Below are 19,204 nucleotides of genomic sequence, written 5' to 3' on the forward strand. Positions count from 1 at the left end.
AGCGGCGTCTCATGGATTCAAGCCATGGCGACTGCGAACCTGTAATTTCCCGGTTATTGAGCGCCGCTATCGCAACGCCGTCTGCGTGTCGATGGGCCTCTGGGGCGCTACGCCCGTCTGCCAACGTGAGGAGAAAGACATGGGATTTTTCGCGACGATTTTCGCTTTGTGGGGGCTGTTCTTTTCGATATTCATCCCCGCCGCTCCGGGCGGGCTGGCCGCCCTGGGGCTGTGCGCTTTCGCATGGGGGCCGATGGGCCTGCTCGTTTGGTTCGCGCTGTATCGCGCCGGCCAGCGCGAAAAGCTGCATCGGGAAATGCTCGGCGCCGTCGGGGTTCCCCAGGGGACGGGCTTCGATCACGCGGAGGAGGGGACCGGCATCGCCTTGAGCCGCGCGAAGCGGCAGATCGGGGTGCTGGTCGATGGGGTGTGGAAGATCTATCCCTACGATGACATTCGCAAGTGGGCCATCCAAGAGCAGACGGCGGGGCGTGTCGTTGGCGGCCTTGGCGTCGCCAACAATGTCGCGGCGACCGGCGCGAACGCCCGGATGGCGCGAGAGGCCAGCGCCAACACCGGCCTGTTCCTGACGGTGAAGGATTTGCAAGCGCCGCAGTGGCGCGTCGCGATGAAAGAGCCGATGGTCCGGGCGCGCTGGATGGAGCTGTTGCAGCAGGAAATCAATGAAGGCGGCGTCGTAAATGGAGAACAGTATGGCAATGCTCAATAAAATAAAACCTGTGATGGCCGCGACCGCTTCGACGCTGGCGGCCTTGGCCCTCGCGGGGTGTGGCCAGTCCGGCCCGAGCGAATCGGACGTCCAGGCCGCGATGCTGCGGCAGCTCGAAGCCATCGTCGGCAAAGCCGACGCGGCAAAACAAAAGGACCAATTCGCGGCGGTGAAGGTCGTCAAATGCGAGAAGGCGCAGCTGGACGCCTTCTTGTGTGAAATCGACGGCCCGATGGGCCACGCGGTTGGACGCTTCAAGAAAGAGAGCGACGGCTGGGTCTTCCTGGGCGCGGGAGGCTGACCTGGATAGATGATCAGGTGGTCAGGACGATTTTCCCTGCGTTCAGGCCATCTTCCATGCGTTTCTGCGCTGCGCCGGCCTCGGCGAGCGGATAGACACTGTCGATCACCGGCGCCAGCGCGCCGGTGGCGAAGTGCGACAGCCAGCGTTCCTTGAAGCGGCGCGACATCGCATGTTTGGTTTCCTGCGTGCGCGACTTCATCACGGTGCCGATGATCTGCAAATGGCGGTACAGCAGGCGGTCGAGCGGAATGCGCGCATCCTCGATGCCGCCTATGATGCCGATCTGTACCAGCCGGCCGCCGAAGTTCAGCGAGTTGACGTTGCGCTCGAAGTAGGGCGCGCCGATGAAATCGAGAATCACGTCGACGCCGCGCTTGTCGGTCAATTTGGCGACCACGTCGGCGAAATCCTCATCGACGTAATCGATCGCGTGATGCGCGCCGAGGCGGTGCACCAGGTCGTGGGCGGCGGACTGCGCCGTGACGATGACGGTGGCGCCGCTGGCGCGCGCCAGCTGTACGGCCGCACCGCCCACGCCGCCGGCGCCGGCGTGGATCAGCACCGTCTCGCCGCTTTGCAGCTTGCCCAGGTGGAGCAGCGCTTCGTGCGCGGTGACGAAGACCTCGGTGATGGCGGCGCCCTGGATGTAGTCCAGGTTGTCCGGGATCGGCATCGCCATGCGATAGTCGATGCGCGACACCTCGGCATACGCGCCGCCGCCGACGATGCCCATCACGCGGTCGCCGACCGCGTAACCTTCCACGTTCTCACCGACAGCGATCACGTCGCCGGCGATTTCCAGGCCCATGATGGTGGAGTCGCCAAAGTCCGGCCAGCCGTAGCCGCCGCGACGGTGGGTCAGGTCGGCGCGGTTGACGCCGGTGGCACGGGTGCGCACCAGCAGGTCGTTGGGGCGCAATACCGGCTCGGGGACTTCGCCGATCTTCAATACGTCGGCAGCGCCGAACTGGTCAAACGTGATCGCTTTCATGAATACTCCTTTCGGGCGTGCCCCTCACTGAAGGATCACGTAATTGGCTGATAGCGGCGTATCCGGGCACGAAAGCGATGACCAGGCACGTGCTTACAGCGCGATATCAGGCACTTTTTTCACTTGCCCAGGTTGCTCGACAGCAGCGCTGCCTGGGACGAAGGTTTCCAGGCTGGGCGAAGCGATCGTCAGTTGCAGCGTTTCCGCAGTGGCGGCCCAGGTGGTCGCCAGCAACTGCGGATTCTCGTTCAGCTTTTTGCCATACGATGGAACGATTTCGTGGATTTTTGCCTGCCAGGCGTCCGACTTCACCCGATCAGGGAAAACTTTTTCCAGCAGCGACAGCATGATCGCCGGCGACGTGGAGCCGCCTGGCGACGCACCCAGCAATGCCGACACCGAGCGGTCTTCGGACACCACAACTTCCGTGCCCAGCTTCAGGACACCGCCTTGATCGGGGATGTTCTTGATGATCTGCACGCGCTGGCCGGCCTGCCACAGGCGCCAATCTTCATCCTTGGCCTCTGGCATGTAGTGACGCAGCGCGGCCATTTTCTCCTCCTTTGACAGCTCCAGCTGCTGCGCGAGGTATTTCACGAGTGCGAACTCATGCGCGCCAACCTGCAGCTGCGGAATGATATTGGACGGCGTGGTGGCCTTGGCGATATCGAAATACGAGCCGTTCTTCAGGAACTTGGTTGACCAGGTGGCGAACGGTCCGAACAGCAGCACGGTTTTTCCGTCCAGCACGCGGGTATCCAGGTGCGGCACCGACATCGGCGGTGAACCGGTGTCGGCCAAACCGTAGACCTTGGCCAGGTGACGCGAGGTGATGGCCGGATTGTCCGTCACCAGGAACTCGCCGCCGACCGGGAAGCCGCCGTATTGCTTCGCTTCATGAATGCCCGATAGCTGCAGCAGCGGCAGGGCGGCGCCGCCGGCGCCGATGAAGATGTGGCCGGCATCAATGGTCTGGACCTTGGATTTGTCCTTGATGTCGAAAGCCGACACGCGCCAGCTGCCATCGTCGTTGCGCGTGATCGAACGGACCTCATGACCGGTCGAGATCTTGCTCTTCTGGCTCAGGTGCTGGTAGAACTGGCGGGTGATCGCACCCAGGTTGACGTCGGTGCCCAGCGGCGAGCGGGTGGCGGTGACCATTTCGTCCGGTTTGCGGCCTTCCATCATGATCGGAATCCATTCCTTGATCTTGGCCGGATCGGTGGTCATTTCCATGCCGGCGAACAGTGGCGACGCCTTCAGGGCGGCGACGCGCTTGCGGATGAACTCGCGGTTTTCCGGACCGAACACCAGGTTCATGTGTGGCGTCGAATTGATGAACTCGCGCGGATTGCCCAGCACGCCCTTGCGCACCTGGTGCGACCAGAACTGGCGCGAGATCTGGAAGTTCTCGTTGATGCCGATGGCCTGGTTGATGTGCACGACACCCTTGTCGTCCATCGGCGTGTAGTTCAGTTCGCAGAGCGCCGAGTGGCCGGTGCCGGCGTTGTTCCAGCCGTTCGAACTTTCTTCCGCCACCTTGTCCAGGCGCTCGAACACTTCGAAGGTCCAGCTTGGTTCAAGCTCGGTCAGATAGACGCCGAGGGTGGCGCTCATGATGCCGCCGCCGATCAGCAGCACGTCGACCTTGCGGTCCGCCTTGTCGGCGCGGAACTGGCCGCCGAAGAACACCGAGTAACCGCCCCAGACGGCGGCGGCGCCGACCACGGCCCCAATGAATTTGCGACGGGAGACGCCTTTGGAACCGGCGGGCGCTGCTGCGTTGTTATTAGCTGCTTGACTCATGGGGGAGACCTTTCTGAGGGCGTGGGACTATCATCGATAGCGCCTGCTTCGGCTACAAATTTGATCATAGCGAATTCGCCACCCGTCTGGTATGTGGCTAAGGGAAGATCCGAGGGACGCCTGATTAAAAAAAAAGCCGATCTTTCAAAAGATCGGCTTTTTTATTGGCGGCAGTTTCGTCAATGTTTTGGCGCCGGCTCGGAGATGGTGACCACACCCAATAGCGACTCGCCAGCCACGTACTGCGAGTGGAGTTCTTCGAAGGTATAGGCTTCTTCGTACTTGTACCGGATGCATGCGGCGTTCAGCAGGCGCCAGGCCCCGCGCGCCGCATTTGCCTTGGCTCCCATATTGAAGGTGCCTATCCACGCCAGTGACGCGGTGCCGATAAATGCCACCACCCGGATCGAGCCGACTGGCACCGCTTCCGATCCCGTAAAGGTCGCAACGAACAGGGAGCAGACCACGCTGAGCGCTCCCAGGAGTGCGTAGAGACGCGTGAGTCTTGTCGCCATGCGGTCCCAGTCGCCGAGCGCAACCTTCATTTCTTCGGGAATCGATCGATTTTGCAACGCAGTCATCGGTACTTCTCCAGTGGTCAACGGTGCGGATGATGATAGAACGAAATGAGCGAATTTTGCAATGAAAGCCTCAACTTCCCGGCTTATTGGCCGGACTGCCTGGTCCAGGCTTCGACATAGGGCTTGGTCAGCGCATTGGCGGTATTCCATTTCGGCGCCACGGGATCGTTCGCGATCATCAGCACGCCCAGCGCCACCATGCGGTCCACCTTGGCCATGTTGGCATAGTCGACCTTTTCCCAGTGATCGCCCGGGCCGTGGTAATCGGGATATTCGTAAGCCACGCACAGCGTGTGCGCGGGCACGCCCTGATCGGCCAGCGCCTGGTTGTCGCTTTTCCCGAAATAGAAATCGCTGTTGGCTTCGTTCTTGTAGACGTTGATGCCGGTGAGTTTGCCGGCTTTCTGGAACACGGCGCCGACGTCGGAGAAATCGAAACCCGTCATCGACGCATTGTTCAGTTGCGGGCCTTCCGAGCTGTCGGTGCGTCCCACCTGTTCCAGGTTGACGTCGGCCACGGTCTGCTTGATCGGCAGGATGGGATGGCGACCGTAGTAGCGCGAGCCGAACAGGCCCAGCTCCTCGCCGAACACCGTCATGAAGACGATGCTGCGGGCGGGGCGCTGCTTCATGCCGGCCAGTGCGCCGGCGATTTCCATCACCGACACCGTGCCGCTGCCGTCGTCATTGGCGCCGTTGTAGATCTTGCCGCCCTTGATGCCGAGGTGGTCGTAATGCGCCGTCACCATCACGTAGGTGTCTTTCAGCACCGGGTCCGAACCGCGCAGCACGCCGATCACATTGCGCAGTTTGACGGCGCGTTCGACCGGCGCCGCCACATGGACGCTGACGCGCGCGCCGCCGTCCGCGCCCAGCGCGTCCAGCGCCTGTATGGCCTGCGTCGAATGGATGGTCATGCGCGGCACGGTGGACACGGTCTCGCCGCCGCTCTCGGGATCGATCAGGCGCCCGCTGCCGCCAGCGTCGCCGGCTGGATGTACGCGGTCGACGATCAGCAGCAGCGCCGGATGCAGCTTTGCCAGCTTCGCGCCATAGGCCTGCCAGCCTTTGTAGGCGGTCATCGCCTGCTCGTGCGGCATGGCGTTGAAGTCGGGCAGGTTGGTGACGACGACCTTGCCGGCCAGCGTCGCGGCGCTTTGTGCGTCGAGCGCGGCGGCGTCACTGGCTTCGATTTTGACGATGGCGGAAGGCGCCAGCGTCAGTGACTGCGCGAGGCTGAAGCTGAGGAGGTTGGCGGGGATGCTCAGCTTCTCCTTGCCGGCGTCGAGTTGGAACGAAAAATCCTTCAGATTGGTCTCGGCGAATTTCCAGTGCGCGGTCTGGAAATAACCGTCGTCGCCGACCGCTTCGAGTCCCGCGCGGCGGAATTGGGCGGCGATGTATTCGGCCGCCAGGTCCTGGCCGCGCGATGGCGTGCCGCGGCCCTCCAGCAGGTCGGAGGCAATGAACGACAGGTGGCCGCGCAGGGAATCCGCTGAAATCCGATCGAGGGCGGCGCTGGTGTCGGGTGTCAGATGCGGATCGGCGGCGGCCGCATCTGCTTGGATGCCGGCGATGCCGATGGCGGCCGTGAGGGCGTAGGCGAATAATCTCTGCATGAGCAATCCTGAGTGGTGATGGGTGAATAAATGTGTAATTTCCAATTCAACAAGCTAATATACCGACAATGGGATCACCCGGCCAGTCCGCCGTGACGGCCACTTCAAACTTCCAATCGTATGATCAGAACATTATCCGTCGGCGATCCATCCGCAGGATGGCCGTGCTGTCGTCATTTACGGCGTGAAGGTCGAGGGGCTTTGGAAATACGCCAGGTTTTCGGATCTGAGTCCGCTGTCAGGGGACTTTCTTGCGTTTGAAGTCCCTTCAGGTCGCAGCGTCTACATTGGTGATTTTGTGCTCGAAAAGAATCAGTCGGTCAGTCTGCATCGGGAGCAGGGCGTCAGGATGGATTTGCCAAGCCAAATTTCACTTGCAAACGCCGTGGCCGTACGACGTCCTTTCGTCTTCATGTGCACACCATAGCCTTCTCAGCGTTCAATAGATATCGCGGACAGCCTGATAGTCCTGGTCCGAGATCGGCACGAATCGCACGCCATCGATATTTTCCAGCACGGCCGCCTGGCGCGCGCCGTCGCCTTTCAGGAAGACGCCACGTATCTTTTTCTTCAGTCCTTCGCACAACTGGCCGCGGTACACGAATGGGTCGAGGGGAAAGGCTTGCGAGCGCCATATCACGCGGACTTTTTGCATGGCGGCCGGATCAGTGATGGCCGCCGCCAGGTTGACGCTGCCGACAAACGCGGCGTCGGCCCGGCCGTCGAGCACGCGGCTGACCGACTGCACATGGCTTCCCGTATAGCCGATCTGCCCGAAGTAGGATTCCAGCGGCCGGCCGACCTGTCTGGCGAAGACATGCCTGGGAATCAGCGCGCCCGAGGTGCTTTGCGGATCGACCAGCGCCAGGCGCTTGCCGCGCACCGCGGCGATATCGCCGATGCCGCTGTCGGCCCGCACGATCAGCAGCGAATGATAGAAGGCGCCCGCTTGCTGGTAGGCGTTCGCCTTGTGCTCGAAGCTGGCGAAGGCTGTGAGCTGCGGATCGGCCTTCTTGGCCGCGACGTAGCTGGCGGGACCGAGGCGGGCCAGCTGGATGGCGCCGGACACCAGGCCTTCCACCACCGCGCCATAGGACGGCGGGACGTAAATCTCGACCGGAATGCCGAGTGCCGCGCGCAGCTCTTGCAGCAGCGGCTGATGCGCCAGCATGTCCTTCTTGAGGTCTCCCGAAGGAATGATCGAAATGCGCAGCATGGCGGGATTTTCGCATTCGGCGCCGGCGGCGGGGGCGTGCAGCCACAGCCAGGCAAGCAGGAGCAGGGGCGCGAACGCGCGGCAGAAGCGGACGATGTTCATGGCGAAGGGAAGGTGTAATGGCGTTTGCGCAGCAGCGGCGCGATGTCCTGCGCCGGCACGGGACGCTGCAGGAAGAAGCCCTGCACCTGGTCGCAGCCGGCCGCCTTCAGGTGCAGCAACTGGTCCTTGCTCTCGACGCCTTCGGCCACCACGATCAGGCCGAGATTGTGGGCGAGGGAGATGGTCGAGGCCACGATGACCGCGTCGTCGGTGTCGTTGCGGATGTCGCGGATGAAGGAACGGTCTACCTTGACGGCGTTGATCGGCAGTTGTTTCAGCATGCTCAGGCCGGAAAAGCCGGTGCCATAGTCATCCAGGGCGATCTTGATGCCGATGGCGGCCAGCGATTCGAGATTGCGCCGCGCCAGCACGGTGTCTTCGATCAGGCTGCTCTCGGTGACTTCGATCTCGATCCATTGCGGATTGACGTCATGGCGGACCAGCGATGCGATCACATCCTCGGGCAGGAGGTTGTCGCGCAACTGGTGCGCGGAGACATTGATCGCCACCGGCACCAGCGGCACGCCGTGCGCCTGCCATTGCGCGATCTGGCGGCAGACGGCGTCGATGACCCAGCGTCCGAGCGGGATGATGTAGTTCTGCTCTTCGGCCAGCGGAATAAAGTCGCCGGGGAAGATCAGGCCATGCTCCGGGTGGTCCCAGCGTATCAGCGCTTCGAGGCCGGCGACGGCGAAGTCGTCGAGCGCCACTTTGGGCTGGAAGTGCAGGCAGAATTCATTGTCGTGCATGGCGGACTTGAAGCGCGAGGCCAGTTCCGAGCGCCGCGCACTCGATGCATTCAGCGAGGCGTCGTAGAAGCGGAACACGCCGCGTCCCTTGGCCTTGGCGCTGTACATGGCATGGTCGGCGTGCAGCAACAGTTCGTCCACGCTTTGGCCGTCGCGCGGATACAGCGCAATGCCGACGCTGGGGCTTGTCTCGACGTTGTGGCCATTGAGGTCCAGATAGGTTTTCGACAGTTCATGCACGAGATTGGCAGCCAGCTGGCTGACGAAATCCTCGGACGGGATTTCAGACAGCAGGACCACAAATTCGTCGCCGCCCAGGCGGGCGACCAGGTCGTAATTGCGGACCGCCGCCTGAAGCCGGCCCGCAACCGCCTTCAGCAGCAGATCGCCGACCGCGTGGCCGAGATTGTCATTGACCAGCTTGAAGCGGTCGAGATCGAAGAACAGCAGCGCGTACAAATTCCTGCTGCGTCGGGCGCGCTTAAGCTCGGATGAGGCCAGTTGCTGGAATTGCCGGCGGTTGGGGATGCCGGTCAGGTAATCGTGCGAGGCCAGGGCCAGGGCGCGGATCTTCTCCTGCTCCAGCAGATCGATCAGCTTCTTCTTCTCCTGTTCGGAATCTGCAACGACCTGGTGCAGGCGGTGCTGGTGCCGCAGGCTGAACACGACAATGACGATGACCAGGATGACGACGGCCGAGAAGATCATGGAGCGCACCAGGTAGGCCTGGTGCTGGGCCGACAGTCTGCCCAACACCACGGCGGAATTTTGCGTCACCGCGACCTGAATCGGATAGTGGGCGAGCGGATGTACCGAGGACAGATAGCCAAGGTCGGTCGGGCCGCTGGAAAAAGTGGCCCCGTCCATTTCGCTGGGCAGCGTGGAGTGGGAGCCGGGCAAGCGCGTGTCGACCGACAAGGCGCCTTCCCGTAGCACCGCCAGCGGCAGCCCATCGGAATGAATCAGCTCGATGCTGCCGCCCTGGCCAAGCTCGACCTCGCGGTAGCGGGAGAGGATGTAGCCGAGGTCGAGGATGGCGCCGTAGTAGCCTCCGCTGCGCTCGCCGCCGAGCGGCACCAGGATGGGCAGCCGCCAGGCGCCATTGCCGTCGACAGGGGGATGGCCGATCAGGATTTGCGACGGCTCGGTGTGTTGGCCGTCGCGCAGTGCTTGATCGAGCAGCGGCTGTAATTCCGCTTCGGTCCGCTGGTGAGCGGACGAGTAAATCAGTTTGCCGTCCTGGTCATACAGCGCCGCCCGCAGGTAGGCGGAATCGCCGACCTGCTGCGGATTGAAGTGCCGGCTTTTTACGCCGGAAGACTGGCCGTCGCTGCTGGTGATGCGCGCGTACAGCGACGACCTGCCCAATACCTCTTCCAGATTGGTGGCGACGATGGTGGCGATATTCTGGCTGCTTTCCGTGGTCGCCTGCAGCGCCAGCTTCTTTTCGTTCTGAATGCGCGTGAAGTGCAATGCCCATAGATAGACCAGCAGGGCTAGTCCGAGAACGAAGGCGCCAGGAATTAACGTATGCTGGCTGGTAAGAAGCGAAGCGCAACGACGTTTGAATACTGCAAAAAATGAAAGCATGGGCTTGAAGAGCCAAATTATTACAAGGCGAAAAATTTCCCCATGGTATCAAAATAAGATGTCATTTTCGTGACATGACCCGAATGCCCGTGTCAGGCGTCCGCCGGCGGCACCCGATAGCGGAAATCCCTGAAGCGTGCCTCGCCTTTTCCGGACACAAACAAGCTCGGCTTCAACGCCAGGAATCCGCCGCGAACATTGTGGTGGTATCCCGAGACTTCGAAGGTGCGCTCGAAGCGCTTCCAGTTCTTTCCGTCGGTGGAAATATGAACCCGCACAATGTGGCGCATGTTACGCATGCGGATGAACAAGCGGTTTCCGTGCGGGTTAGGATAGCGGGTGTGTTCGATGCCGTATTTATGGCCGATAAAGGTGGAGGCATCGAAGCTCACGCCGCAATATAACTGGCTGTCATAAAACAGCAGCAAGCCGGCCCGGGCGCCGGGATCGACGTCGATCTCGCACTCAAACTCGTAGTCCTGATCGCCTGCGACGATCTGCAACGGCGACGAGTCGGACGGAGCGGTGCCGCGCGCCGCCATGTGCAGCACGCCATTGTCGCGTCGCAGCCGCCTGGATTCGTCACGCGAGGGATTAAAAAACGCCCACTGGATGCCATATTTGTCCGTGCTGAAGTCGTCCGACAAAAGCAGGCCGTGCGGGCCCGGCTCGCCGCCTTTGGGTTTGGCTATCGGGCGTGACAGATCGCCACCGCCGAAATCGAGCCAGCCGTCGTCCGACCAGCGCACAGGGGCAAGCAGCGTCTGGCGTCCCAGCGTCCAGAAGCCATTTTCATAGCCGTGGTAGACCGACCACCAGTCGCCCGCGGGGCCCTCGACCAGGGTGGCGTGTCCACGGGACCACCACTTTTCGCTGGCGGATTCGGTATGCACGAGGGGATTGCGCGGATGGTGTTCCCATGGTCCTTGGATGGACCTGGATCGTGCGGCGGTCACCATGTGGCCGGTCTGTGGCCCCGCCGTGCCGCCGACGGCCAATATCATGTAGAACCAGTCTCCGTGCCGGGTGATCTTCGGCCTCTCCGGCGCAAACCCCTCGCTGTCCGACTCCGCCGGAAAGCGCCACGGGTCGTAAATGTGCTCGGGCTTGCCGATGGTGCTGAAACCGTCGTCGGCAAGGCGGACGCGGTCGCCGGCATTCAGGAACAGCCAGCGCGTACCGTCCTCGCCGACCGCGTGGCCGGGATCGATGTGGTCGGGCAGGTGCAGGTCAATCGGGTCGGACCATGGCCCCTCGATCTTGTCGGCCCAGATGACCCATGACGTATTGCGCGACTGTGGGGTGGAATTTTTGCGGGTAGGGATGTAGATGTAAAAGCGGCCCTTATACTTGCACAGTTCCGGCGCCCAGACGGAGCCGATATTACGGGTCAGCGCGGGCGCCAGCGGCTGCCAGTTGACGAGATCCCGGCTGTGCCAGATCAGCAGGCCGGGATAGGCGTTAAACGTGGAATAGGCCAGGTAGTAGTCTTTGCCGTCCTTCAGGATCGATGGATCGGGGCGGTCGCCGGCCATGATGGGATTCAGGAAGGTGCCGTTGCCCAGGTCGGGCCGCCGCTGGCCGTCCGGCCCGGCGGCGGTAGCGGGGATGGAGTCGGCTGTGACGGCATCTGCCGTTGCCGGCTTGGTCAGCGCAAGCGCCGCCAGGCCAAATGATTTCAGGCTGTCCCGCCGATTTGCCATCTTGTCTCCATGTCTAGTCAGATCGATTGGAGTAATGATAGCGCAACCATGCGAAAAATTGGCGCTGGCTGACTGCGCTGCGGGTAAACTGTCGCGCATCAGCCGGACATCCCCGGCCAAGGACCATCCATGAATAAAGCAGTGGGCCAGCGTGCCCTTATCGCCAGCATTGCGTTGATGCTGGCCGCACCGGTGTTCGCCCAGCAGGGCGAGGGCACGGCGCCGGACGCCGGCTGGCGCCTGGTGGGCGACATCGGCGCCGGCGTCAATGTCGCGCCGGTGCCGGCGAGCGCGCAGTCCCGGCAGACCAGCGCGATTCCCTACCTGAACGCCGACTACGGCCCGGTATTCGCCCGCATCGACACCTTCGGCGTCAAGTTGCTGCCTGTCGGCGCTGGCAGCGTGGAGCTGCTGACCCGCGTGCTGTCGGACGGTTACACGCCACGCGGGAATGCGCCTGGCGTGCAACGCCGGCAGGACTCGCTGCCGGTGGGGCTCGGCACCTTGCAGGTGACGGCGGCGGGTGCGTTCATGTTGAATGTCTATCACGACGCCGGCAAATCCGGCGGCAATCTGGCCGACGCCATGTACGCGGCCGAATTCGACACCGGGCCGCTGGCTCTGTACCCGCAGGCAGGGGTGGAATACCGCTCGTCGGCCTATGTGCGCTATTTCGACGGTACGCCATCGTCCCGCCCCGGCGCGGCCAGCAGTCCGTTTGCCGCGCTGTTCGCCGAAATGCATCTCGGCGGACGCTGGTATGTCAATGCCAACGTCCGACGGAGCTGGCTGGGCAAGGCGATCCGCAACAGTCCGCTGGTACGGCGATCCACGCTCGACAGCGGCTTGCTGGCCTTGAGCTACCGCTTCGACTGAGCGGAATTTGAACTGGAGCAGGGGCCCATGCGGCCGGAGGTTCAGGTCAACTGGTATGAACGGCCAGGTTCCAGTTCAGGCGGAATAGGCTGGTCGCAGAGTTCCAGCACCGAGCGCTCGATGGTGACGGTGATGGCGTCCAGCGCAAGGGCATTGGGCGCCAGGCCGAAAGGATCGGCAACTTCGTTGGCGATGGCTTCCAGCGCGATCATCGTATAAGAAATAAAGATGCACAGCAGCGGCGTCAGATAGTTCGATGAATCGACCAGGCCGAACGGCAGGAACAGGCAATAGGCATACACCGACCGGTGCAGCAGAACGCTGTAGGCAAAAGGGATGGGCGTCGACTTGATACGCTCGCAGGCGCCGACGCACTTTTCCAGCTCGTTGAGTTGCGCATCCAGTAGCCAGCGCGTCGATCCCTGTTCCGCAGCGGGACCGAGCTGGGCGAGCCGGTCGCGGATGTTCTTCAACAGGTACACCGGCGCGTAAGCCTTGCCCGTCACCAACGCCGCGCGCTGCGCGCCGAGCAGGCGGGTCAGATCGGGCAGGGCATCGCTGCCGCGCAACTGATGCTTGAGCGCGTAGGCGAAGGCGATGATCTCGCTGCGCATGACGCTGTCATTGCGCTCCGGCGCATAGCTCAGGATCTGCGACATCAGGGAGCGCGATGCAATCAGCAGGCTGCCCCACGACGTCCTGGCTTCAATGAAGCGGGCATAGCTGGCGTTGTTGCGAAAGACCAGAAACACCGCCAGCGTCAGACCAAACAAGGTGAACGATCCCGGGCTGAGCGGGATTTTTTCGCCAAACACTCTGCCATGGGTAAAGGCGGCGATGGTGCTGAACACTCCCAGCAGTATCAGCTGGGGAATGATGCTCTGTAAGACAGAACCGTTCCAGATGAATAGCATCCGGAACCAGCTTTGCATGGGTCTGACGATCATGGTGTATTTTCAGGAAGCGGCATAAACGTGCTCATAAACAATTGTACAGCCGATTAGGATGAGCACCACACCTCCCAGAAGTTCGGCCCGCTTGCCGATGATGGTACCCAGGGCGCGGCCGACCATCACGCCGATGGTGACCATCAGGAAGGTGCTGAAGCCGATCGCGGCCGCCGTCACATAGATATTGGCGTTGATGAAGGCCAGGCTGGCGCCGACCGCCATGGCGTCGATGCTGGTGGCAAGCCCGGTCACCGCCAGCAGCGCGAAGGATTGTTCGGTCGGCTCCGGCTGTTCTTCCTCGGACTTGGCGAAGCTTTCACGGATCATCAGGCCGCCGAGGATGGTCAGCATGGCAAAGGCGATCCAATGGTCCCAGGCTTCGACGTAGCGCGATGCCGCCTGGCCGATGGCCCAGCCGATGAGCGGGGTGGTGGCTTCAATCACGCCAAAAATCAGGCCGATGCGCAGCGCCTGACGCAAATTTGGCTTCTGGATGGCGGCACCCTTGCCGATGGCGACTGCAAAGGCGTCGGTGGACATGGCAAGGGCAAGGGCGGCGGTAGCTAGGAAATTCATATGGCTTCCAGGTCGGGCATGACAAAGGCATGCCATGCGGCCCGACAGAGCGCATACCATGCCGATGGTCTTGCCAAGCCGGAAACGGCTGTCCGTACCACGACATGAAGGTCGAGTATGTTGACACGGACGCTTCCAGGGCGGAAGCAGGCTACTCCCCAAGGGTTGACGGATTATAACTGAGCAATGGAGGCCAGGCCAAGGGCCGCATGCTTATGTGCCGTTATGTGCCAATATAACGCAGGGTCGAGACGGCGGTCAGCGTGATGCCTTCGGAAAAAAACAGGCTGCTCAACGGGATGAGCGAACTGGGCACGACACGCATCTCGATGGTGACAGAGACCGTGCTGGGCACCGAATAGCCGCTGCATGTCGCCATATTGCACGATACGGTAATGGACGGCGGATAGGGGCCCAAGCTCAGCAACTGCAATTCCTCCGCAACGATCGCGCGCGCGACTGCCACGTGCCCGCCGACAGCGGCGGAGTTCTTCATGTCGCGCTGCTCTGCGCTGGCTAGGTAGGACGCCGCGTCGTGCGCCGCCTTGAGGCCCATTTCGTAGTTGAAGAGGACCACGCCGACAAAGATCAGATTCAGCATGATCAGACACAGTGCCGGCAGCGCGAGCGACAACTCAATCAGGACACTGCCGCGCCGGGCTGCGCGCCGATGTGGTTTCATATGCGACTCCGGTGGCGGTCGAATATGCGTAGTGTAGGGATGGCGGCGGTGCGGGTGTTGCGCCTCAGCAAATATGGCGGTGCTTTTGCATTTATTCCTCGGTAGGCGTTTCTTCGATGGCGATGCGGACCTGATCGGCCGGGCCCAGATAGGCGTCGCCGCCGACCGGACCGTCCTGGTAGGTGAAGTGGGCGCCGTCGCTGTCTTCCACCACCCAGATGTCGGAAATCAGCCGATCCGTGGGATCGAGCGGGTTGACCAGGTCGATCTTGCGGCGTTCGCCGGGGATCAGATCCTTGACGGCATCCTTGGTGCGTTCGGTGGCAAGCGGTATGTAGCGGGCGGTTAAATGTTCGTTCATGGTTTCCTCCTGTGAGGCCCATTGTAGACGGGGCCGTCTTTCGGCGACGCGCGAAAGGCGTGCAGGCGGCATTGTTTTTCCCTTCACTCAACAGGAATGACAATATAATCAGAGCCTTGCGAAAAACCGCAAGCTTTTTAATTTATTGGAATCTATGCCCACTCGGCCCCGGTTTATGTTTTCTCTGCGGTACCTGCTGATCATGCTCACCGCGATCGGACTGTTGCCGCTGGCGCTGCTTGGCGCCTGGAGCATCCACACCGTCAGCGACTACCAGCAGCGCGACCAGGAACGCCTGATGCTGGACCTGGCGCGCGCGGTCGCCAGCGCGGCCGATGCCGAACTGGATGGCGTCGTCTCCACCCTGACCAGCCTCGGCCACGCTCCGGCCCTGGATGACGGCGACCTGCGCGGCTTTTACGACGCCGCCCGGGCGCTGGCCAAGGCCCAGCCGGACTGGCTGGGCGTGATCCTGACCGACCACGCCGGCAAGATCCTGCTGCGCACGATGGATGAATACGGCGCGCCGTCCGCGCCGGTTGCCGATCCCGTCAGCCTGCAGGAAGTGTTGACCACGCGCCGTCCCATCGCCGGTCGCATCGCCCGCGGCGCTGGCGGACGGGCAGCCTTTCCGGTACGCGTGCCGGTGACGGCGGCGGACGGCAAGCTGTACACGCTGACAGCGGTGATCCGCCCGGACCGCATGCTGCGGCTGATCGAGCGCCAGCAGGTGCCGGGCGGCTCGGTGACCACCATCCGCGACACCGCGCTGGCCGTGGTGGCGCGCTCGCAGAACCAGGACAGCACCGTTGGTATGCCGCCCAGCCCGTCGCTGGTGGAACTGATACGCGCCACCGGCGCGGAAGGCGTCGGCCTGGCGCGCACGCGCGAAGGGCAGGACATGGCCACCGCCTACACCACCCTGTCGCACTACGGCTGGGCGGCGGTGGTTGGACGGCCGGCGGAACAGCATCACGCCGTGTTCCAGGGCCTGGGCATGTACGGCGCCGGCATCCTGGTGTCGCTGCTGCTGTGTATCGGCCTGGCGTCGCTGCTGTCGCGGCGTCTGGTGGTGGCCATCAAGGCCTTGCAGCAGGGCGCCGCCGCGCTCGGCACCGGCGCGCCGCTGGTGCTGGCGCCATCGTCGATCCGCGAAATCGCCGACATCGGCAAAGGCCTGGAACAGGCCGACCGCCAGCGCGCCGCGCAGGAGCGCGAGCGCAAGCTGCTGCTCGATTCGCTCAACCAGGCGCTGGACGAAGCGAATCAGGCCGGCCGCGCCAAGGATGAGTTCCTGGCCGTGCTGGGCCACGAGCTGCGCAACCCGCTCAGTCCCATCGTCACCTCGCTGGACCTGCTGGACCGCCGCGACGAGCAGGCCAGCCGCAAGGAGCGCACCATGATGCGGCGCCAGGTCAACCATCTGCGCCGGCTGGTGGATGACTTGCTGGATGTCTCGCGCATCACTTCGGGCAAATTCCGCATCGACGCGCAAGCGATCAACCTGGCCGAGGTGGTGCGGCACGCCGTGGCCGCCGCACCCGACCAGTCGCTGACCTTGTCGGCGCCGGAGGCGGTATGGGTGGACGGAGACGACAGCCGCCTGACGCAGGTGTTGAACAACCTGCTGTCCAACGCCGCGCGCTTCGGCAGCAACGCCACCGAGGTCCGGCTGTCCAAGGACGCCACCCACGCGCGGCTGGAAGTCATCGACAACGGCATCGGCATGAGCGAAGAACTGCTGGCGCGCGTGTTCGAACCGTTCCAGCAGGCGCCGCAATCGCTGGCGCGGCGCACCGGCGGCCTGGGTCTCGGCCTGGCGATCGTGCGCAAGATCGTTGAACTGCACGGCGGCCAGGTGACGGCCGCCAGCGCCGGCGCGGGGCAGGGCAGTCGCTTCACGGTGACGCTGCCGCTGGTAACGCCGCCCGCCGTTGCGCCGTCGCTGCCAGGGCAAGCCGGTGCGGGCGGCCTGCGCGTGCTGCTGGTGGACGACAATATCGACGCCGCCGCCACCGGCTCGGCGCTGCTGGAACTGATGGGCCACGAGGTTCGCGTCGCCCATACCGGCGCCGCCGCGCTGGAGGCCTTGCGCCAGCAGACGCCGGACGTCGCCATTCTCGACATCGGCCTGCCGGACATGGACGGCTACACGCTGGCGGGCGCCATGCGCCGTCAGCTGGCCGGCACGCCGCTGCGGCTGGTGGCGCTGACCGGCTACGGCCAGAAGGAAGACGTGGAGCGCGCCTATGCGGCCGACTTCAACCTGCACCTGACCAAGCCGGCCACGCTGGCCGATCTGCAGCTTGCCACCGCGCCGCTGGAGCAGGCCGCTATTTAACCTGTGTCCAGTTGAAGCGCACGCCGTCCTTGCCGTCCGGCGCCGGGCCGGGGCTGTCGGCCTTGACGGCGCCGTTTTGCGGATCGATGCGCAGGAAGCGGTTGGTCGCCAGTGACATCAGCAGCAGTTCGCCGGTTGGCGTCTCCATCCACTGGAAGCTTTGGGCGACGCCGGGCCGCACCTGCTGGAACGAGACGCTGCCGTCCGGCGCCACCGTCACGTAGCTCGGGCCGGCCTGCAGGGCGATGCGGCCGTAGCCCATATCGAGTACCGTGGTCGGCGTCTGCAGGCCGGCGCTGGCGCCGAGGCGGATCTGCTGGCCGTAAGGGATGGGCCGCATCAGGCCGCGCGGATTGGGCTGGACGATGTCGATGCTGGCGAAATCCGCCATGCCGCCATTCTGGTTGCCGGTGTTGTAGGCGAACAGCGCGTAGCGCACGCCCTGAAAGGTGGTCAGCTGGAAGATCATGGTGAATTCATCGCCGATGCCCTGGAATCGCTGGCCGTCGAGCGAATAGCTGAAGCGCGCTTTCTCGGTCAGGAAATCGCAATCGGCGCGCAGCCACACCTTGCCGGCGTCGATGGCGACGCGCGTGGCCTGATTGCGCGCCTGATCGAACAGCACCAGCGACAGCTTGCCGCCTTTCTTCTCGACGCCCAGCGTGGCGTAGGGCAGGTTGAGCAGCCCGAGGCCGGCGACGTCGTTCTCCAGCAGGCGCGAAGCATCGAGCGCCACGGTCGGCGTCGACGCCGGGCCGATGGCGCGCTGGGTCAGCGTGTTGCGCGCCTCCCAGAACGAGGCGGCCGACAAGGCGTGGAGGCGCAGGAAGCCAGGGCGCTCCGTCAAGGACCACTTGTCGTCCACCGGCGCATGGTTCCACTGCCAGATCGGCTTCAGCGTGGGTTCGGCAAAATCGTCGCTGCGCACGAACGGCGTCCTGACCTGCTGCGCTTCGGCGACGCGCGGCTTGACCCAGGTGCGTGGATTGCGTCCCAGGTTGCCGGGCAGGCCGAAATACGGCCAGCCATCCTGCCACGTCACCGGCGCAAGGCTGAGCAGGCGGCCGACCGAGTTATAGTCCATCATCGAGAGGCCCCACCATTCGCCGGCCTCGGTCAGCACGATGCCGCCCTGGTGCATGGCGGTGGCGTCGGGCGAGGCGGGATTCGGCGGCGTCACCTCGAACGGATACTGCCTGTTCTTCAGCCGGTAGCCGCCCACCATGCCGAAGCCTTCGTCCTTGCTGATCGCCTGGTTGACTTCATACGGCCCGAAAATGGCACTGGCGCGCGCCGCCGGCATGCGGAAGCCGCCTGCATAATTCGCGCTCAGGATGTAGTAACGGCCGCCGATCTTGTACAGGTGCGCACCTTCGCCCATGCCGTCGGTTTTCGAGAACAGCACATGTTCGGTGTCCGGCACGATGTCCAGCAGGTCGTCGGTGAGCTGGGCGATGTGCAGGTCCTGATGGCCCCACACCGCGTAAGCCTTGCCGTCGTCATCGAACAGCACCGACAGGTCGTGCAGGCTGCGCTTCATTTCCCAATGCGTCCAGGGGCCGCGCGGATTGATGGCGGAGTAGATCTGCGTGCTGCGTCCATTCACATTGCTGAAGATGTAGAACACGCCGTTGCGGAAGCGCAAGCTAGGCGCCCAGATGCCCTGGCCGTAGATATTCTTGCCGTCCTCCAGCCGGTAGGCCGGGCCGAAATCCAGTCGCTCGGCGGCGTAGCCGAGGAACTCCCAGTTGATCAGATCCTTGGAGCGCAGCATCGGCAGGCCGGGCATCGCGTGCATGGTGGTGCCGGTGAGGTAGAACCAGTCGTTCACCCGGATGATGTCGGGATCGGAGAATTCGTCGTAGAACAGGGGATTGGTGAAGGTGCCGTTGCCGTTGTCCGGCGTCCAGGTCCGGCGCGACAGCTCGGTGCGTGACTCCGGTTGCGCGCCGGCCGGCGGTGTCGGCGCGGCCAGGATGGTCAGCATGGTCAGCGTCGCTGCGGAAAACACGGCATTCTTCATCGAT

16 protein-coding genes and 1 riboswitch are annotated in these 19,204 nt (G+C 63.4%); of the genes, 4 read left to right on the top strand and 12 right to left on the bottom strand.

The genetic code is table 11. The annotated features are described in order from the left end of the window. Nucleotides 1-139: 139 nt before the first annotated feature. Both GJ698_RS10820 and GJ698_RS10825 read left to right on the top strand, forming a co-directional pair. Nucleotides 140-730, top strand: coding sequence for a DUF4755 domain-containing protein (locus tag GJ698_RS10820; protein ID WP_166454845.1), 591 nt, complete (start codon nt 140-142; stop codon nt 728-730). Next, nucleotides 714-1,031: a hypothetical protein gene (locus GJ698_RS10825; RefSeq protein ID WP_154357637.1), complete on the top strand. Its 318-nt coding sequence runs from the start codon at nt 714-716 to the stop codon at nt 1,029-1,031. The genes GJ698_RS10820 and GJ698_RS10825 overlap by 17 nt, the downstream gene beginning before the upstream one ends. Before the next feature lie 13 nt (nt 1,032-1,044). Here the strand turns inward: GJ698_RS10825 and GJ698_RS10830 are convergent, their stop codons facing one another. From GJ698_RS10830 to GJ698_RS10865, 7 genes are all read right to left on the bottom strand, one after another. Then, nucleotides 1,045-2,025, bottom strand: coding sequence for an NAD(P)H-quinone oxidoreductase (locus GJ698_RS10830; RefSeq protein WP_154357638.1), 981 nt, complete (start codon nt 2,023-2,025; stop codon nt 1,045-1,047). Nucleotides 2,026-2,118: 93 nt separating this feature from the next. Next, nucleotides 2,119-3,831 carry a malate dehydrogenase (quinone) gene (gene mqo / locus GJ698_RS10835; protein ID WP_154357639.1) on the bottom strand — a complete coding sequence of 571 codons (1,713 nt, stop codon included), beginning with the start codon at nt 3,829-3,831 and terminating at the stop codon, nt 2,119-2,121. Between the two features lie 179 nt (nt 3,832-4,010). Next, nucleotides 4,011-4,412: a hypothetical protein gene (locus GJ698_RS10845; protein WP_154357640.1), complete on the bottom strand. Its 402-nt coding sequence runs from the start codon at nt 4,410-4,412 to the stop codon at nt 4,011-4,013. Between the two features lie 83 nt (nt 4,413-4,495). Further along, entirely contained in the window at nt 4,496-6,031 is a 1,536-nt protein-coding gene (locus GJ698_RS10850; RefSeq protein ID WP_154357641.1) for a M28 family metallopeptidase, read from the bottom strand. Between the two features lie 439 nt (nt 6,032-6,470). Further along, nucleotides 6,471-7,349 carry a phosphate/phosphite/phosphonate ABC transporter substrate-binding protein gene (locus GJ698_RS10855; protein ID WP_154357642.1) on the bottom strand — a complete coding sequence of 293 codons (879 nt, stop codon included), beginning with the start codon at nt 7,347-7,349 and terminating at the stop codon, nt 6,471-6,473. After that, the gene (locus tag GJ698_RS10860) at nt 7,346-9,571 is read right to left on the bottom strand and encodes a putative bifunctional diguanylate cyclase/phosphodiesterase (RefSeq protein WP_229259932.1); all 2,226 of its coding nucleotides are present in this window, start codon (nt 9,569-9,571) and stop codon (nt 7,346-7,348) included. The genes GJ698_RS10855 and GJ698_RS10860 overlap by 4 nt, the downstream gene beginning before the upstream one ends. A 209-nt stretch (nt 9,572-9,780) precedes the next feature. Then, nucleotides 9,781-11,391 (bottom strand): family 43 glycosylhydrolase, encoded by a 1,611-nt coding sequence (locus tag GJ698_RS10865; protein WP_154357644.1) that lies wholly within the window; start codon nt 11,389-11,391, stop codon nt 9,781-9,783. Between the two features lie 129 nt (nt 11,392-11,520). On the opposite strand from GJ698_RS10865, the gene GJ698_RS10870 reads away from it, so the two are divergent. Beyond that, nucleotides 11,521-12,267 carry a MipA/OmpV family protein gene (locus GJ698_RS10870; protein WP_229259933.1) on the top strand — a complete coding sequence of 249 codons (747 nt, stop codon included), beginning with the start codon at nt 11,521-11,523 and terminating at the stop codon, nt 12,265-12,267. 41 nt (nt 12,268-12,308) lie between these two features. Here the strand turns inward: GJ698_RS10870 and GJ698_RS10875 are convergent, their stop codons facing one another. From GJ698_RS10875 to GJ698_RS10890, 4 genes are all read right to left on the bottom strand, one after another. Next, nucleotides 12,309-13,214: a bestrophin family protein gene (locus GJ698_RS10875; RefSeq protein WP_154357645.1), complete on the bottom strand. Its 906-nt coding sequence runs from the start codon at nt 13,212-13,214 to the stop codon at nt 12,309-12,311. A gap of 9 nt (nt 13,215-13,223) precedes the next feature. Further along, nucleotides 13,224-13,793, bottom strand: a complete 570-nt coding sequence (locus GJ698_RS10880) for a manganese efflux pump MntP (protein ID WP_154357646.1) — start codon at nt 13,791-13,793, stop codon at nt 13,224-13,226. Between the two features lie 5 nt (nt 13,794-13,798). Then, nucleotides 13,799-13,969: riboswitch (yybP-ykoY riboswitch) on the bottom strand. 47 nt (nt 13,970-14,016) lie between these two features. Beyond that, on the bottom strand, nt 14,017-14,475 hold the full coding sequence (locus GJ698_RS10885) for a TadE family protein (protein ID WP_154357647.1): 459 nt from the start codon (nt 14,473-14,475) through the stop codon (nt 14,017-14,019). 91 nt (nt 14,476-14,566) lie between these two features. Continuing rightward, entirely contained in the window at nt 14,567-14,836 is a 270-nt protein-coding gene (locus GJ698_RS10890) for a hypothetical protein (protein ID WP_154357648.1), read from the bottom strand. 175 nt (nt 14,837-15,011) lie between these two features. Here GJ698_RS10890 and GJ698_RS10895 point away from each other — a divergent pair, with 175 nt between their 5' ends. Then, entirely contained in the window at nt 15,012-17,177 is a 2,166-nt protein-coding gene (locus GJ698_RS10895; protein ID WP_229259934.1) for a hybrid sensor histidine kinase/response regulator, read from the top strand. On the opposite strand, the gene GJ698_RS10900 is transcribed toward GJ698_RS10895, so the two are convergent. Further along, nucleotides 17,170-19,200, bottom strand: coding sequence for a glycoside hydrolase family 43 protein (locus tag GJ698_RS10900; protein WP_208023806.1), 2,031 nt, complete (start codon nt 19,198-19,200; stop codon nt 17,170-17,172). The two genes, GJ698_RS10895 and GJ698_RS10900, sit on opposite strands and share 8 nt — an antisense overlap. Nucleotides 19,201-19,204 lie beyond the last annotated feature (4 nt).

Source organism: Duganella aquatilis, assembly GCF_009674565.1.
Classification (GTDB): domain Bacteria; phylum Pseudomonadota; class Gammaproteobacteria; order Burkholderiales; family Burkholderiaceae_D; genus Rugamonas; species Rugamonas aquatilis.

What these genes read in the sequence shown, in the direction of transcription:
- GJ698_RS10820 (WP_166454845.1), top strand. Translation starts at nt 140, where the DNA reads ATGGGATTTTTCGCGACGATTTTCGCTTTGTGGGGGCTGTTCTTTTCG.
- GJ698_RS10825 (WP_154357637.1), top strand. Translation starts at nt 714, where the DNA reads ATGGCAATGCTCAATAAAATAAAACCTGTGATGGCCGCGACCGCTTCG.
- GJ698_RS10830 (WP_154357638.1), bottom strand. Translation starts at nt 2,025, where the DNA reads ATGAAAGCGATCACGTTTGACCAGTTCGGCGCTGCCGACGTATTGAAG.
- mqo (WP_154357639.1), bottom strand. Translation starts at nt 3,831, where the DNA reads ATGAGTCAAGCAGCTAATAACAACGCAGCAGCGCCCGCCGGTTCCAAA.
- GJ698_RS10845 (WP_154357640.1), bottom strand. Translation starts at nt 4,412, where the DNA reads ATGACTGCGTTGCAAAATCGATCGATTCCCGAAGAAATGAAGGTTGCG.
- GJ698_RS10850 (WP_154357641.1), bottom strand. Translation starts at nt 6,031, where the DNA reads ATGCAGAGATTATTCGCCTACGCCCTCACGGCCGCCATCGGCATCGCC.
- GJ698_RS10855 (WP_154357642.1), bottom strand. Translation starts at nt 7,349, where the DNA reads ATGAACATCGTCCGCTTCTGCCGCGCGTTCGCGCCCCTGCTCCTGCTT.
- GJ698_RS10865 (WP_154357644.1), bottom strand. Translation starts at nt 11,391, where the DNA reads ATGGCAAATCGGCGGGACAGCCTGAAATCATTTGGCCTGGCGGCGCTT.
- GJ698_RS10870 (WP_229259933.1), top strand. Translation starts at nt 11,521, where the DNA reads ATGAATAAAGCAGTGGGCCAGCGTGCCCTTATCGCCAGCATTGCGTTG.
- GJ698_RS10875 (WP_154357645.1), bottom strand. Translation starts at nt 13,214, where the DNA reads ATGATCGTCAGACCCATGCAAAGCTGGTTCCGGATGCTATTCATCTGG.
- GJ698_RS10880 (WP_154357646.1), bottom strand. Translation starts at nt 13,793, where the DNA reads ATGAATTTCCTAGCTACCGCCGCCCTTGCCCTTGCCATGTCCACCGAC.
- GJ698_RS10885 (WP_154357647.1), bottom strand. Translation starts at nt 14,475, where the DNA reads ATGAAACCACATCGGCGCGCAGCCCGGCGCGGCAGTGTCCTGATTGAG.
- GJ698_RS10890 (WP_154357648.1), bottom strand. Translation starts at nt 14,836, where the DNA reads ATGAACGAACATTTAACCGCCCGCTACATACCGCTTGCCACCGAACGC.
- GJ698_RS10895 (WP_229259934.1), top strand. Translation starts at nt 15,012, where the DNA reads ATGTTTTCTCTGCGGTACCTGCTGATCATGCTCACCGCGATCGGACTG.
- GJ698_RS10900 (WP_208023806.1), bottom strand. Translation starts at nt 19,200, where the DNA reads ATGAAGAATGCCGTGTTTTCCGCAGCGACGCTGACCATGCTGACCATC.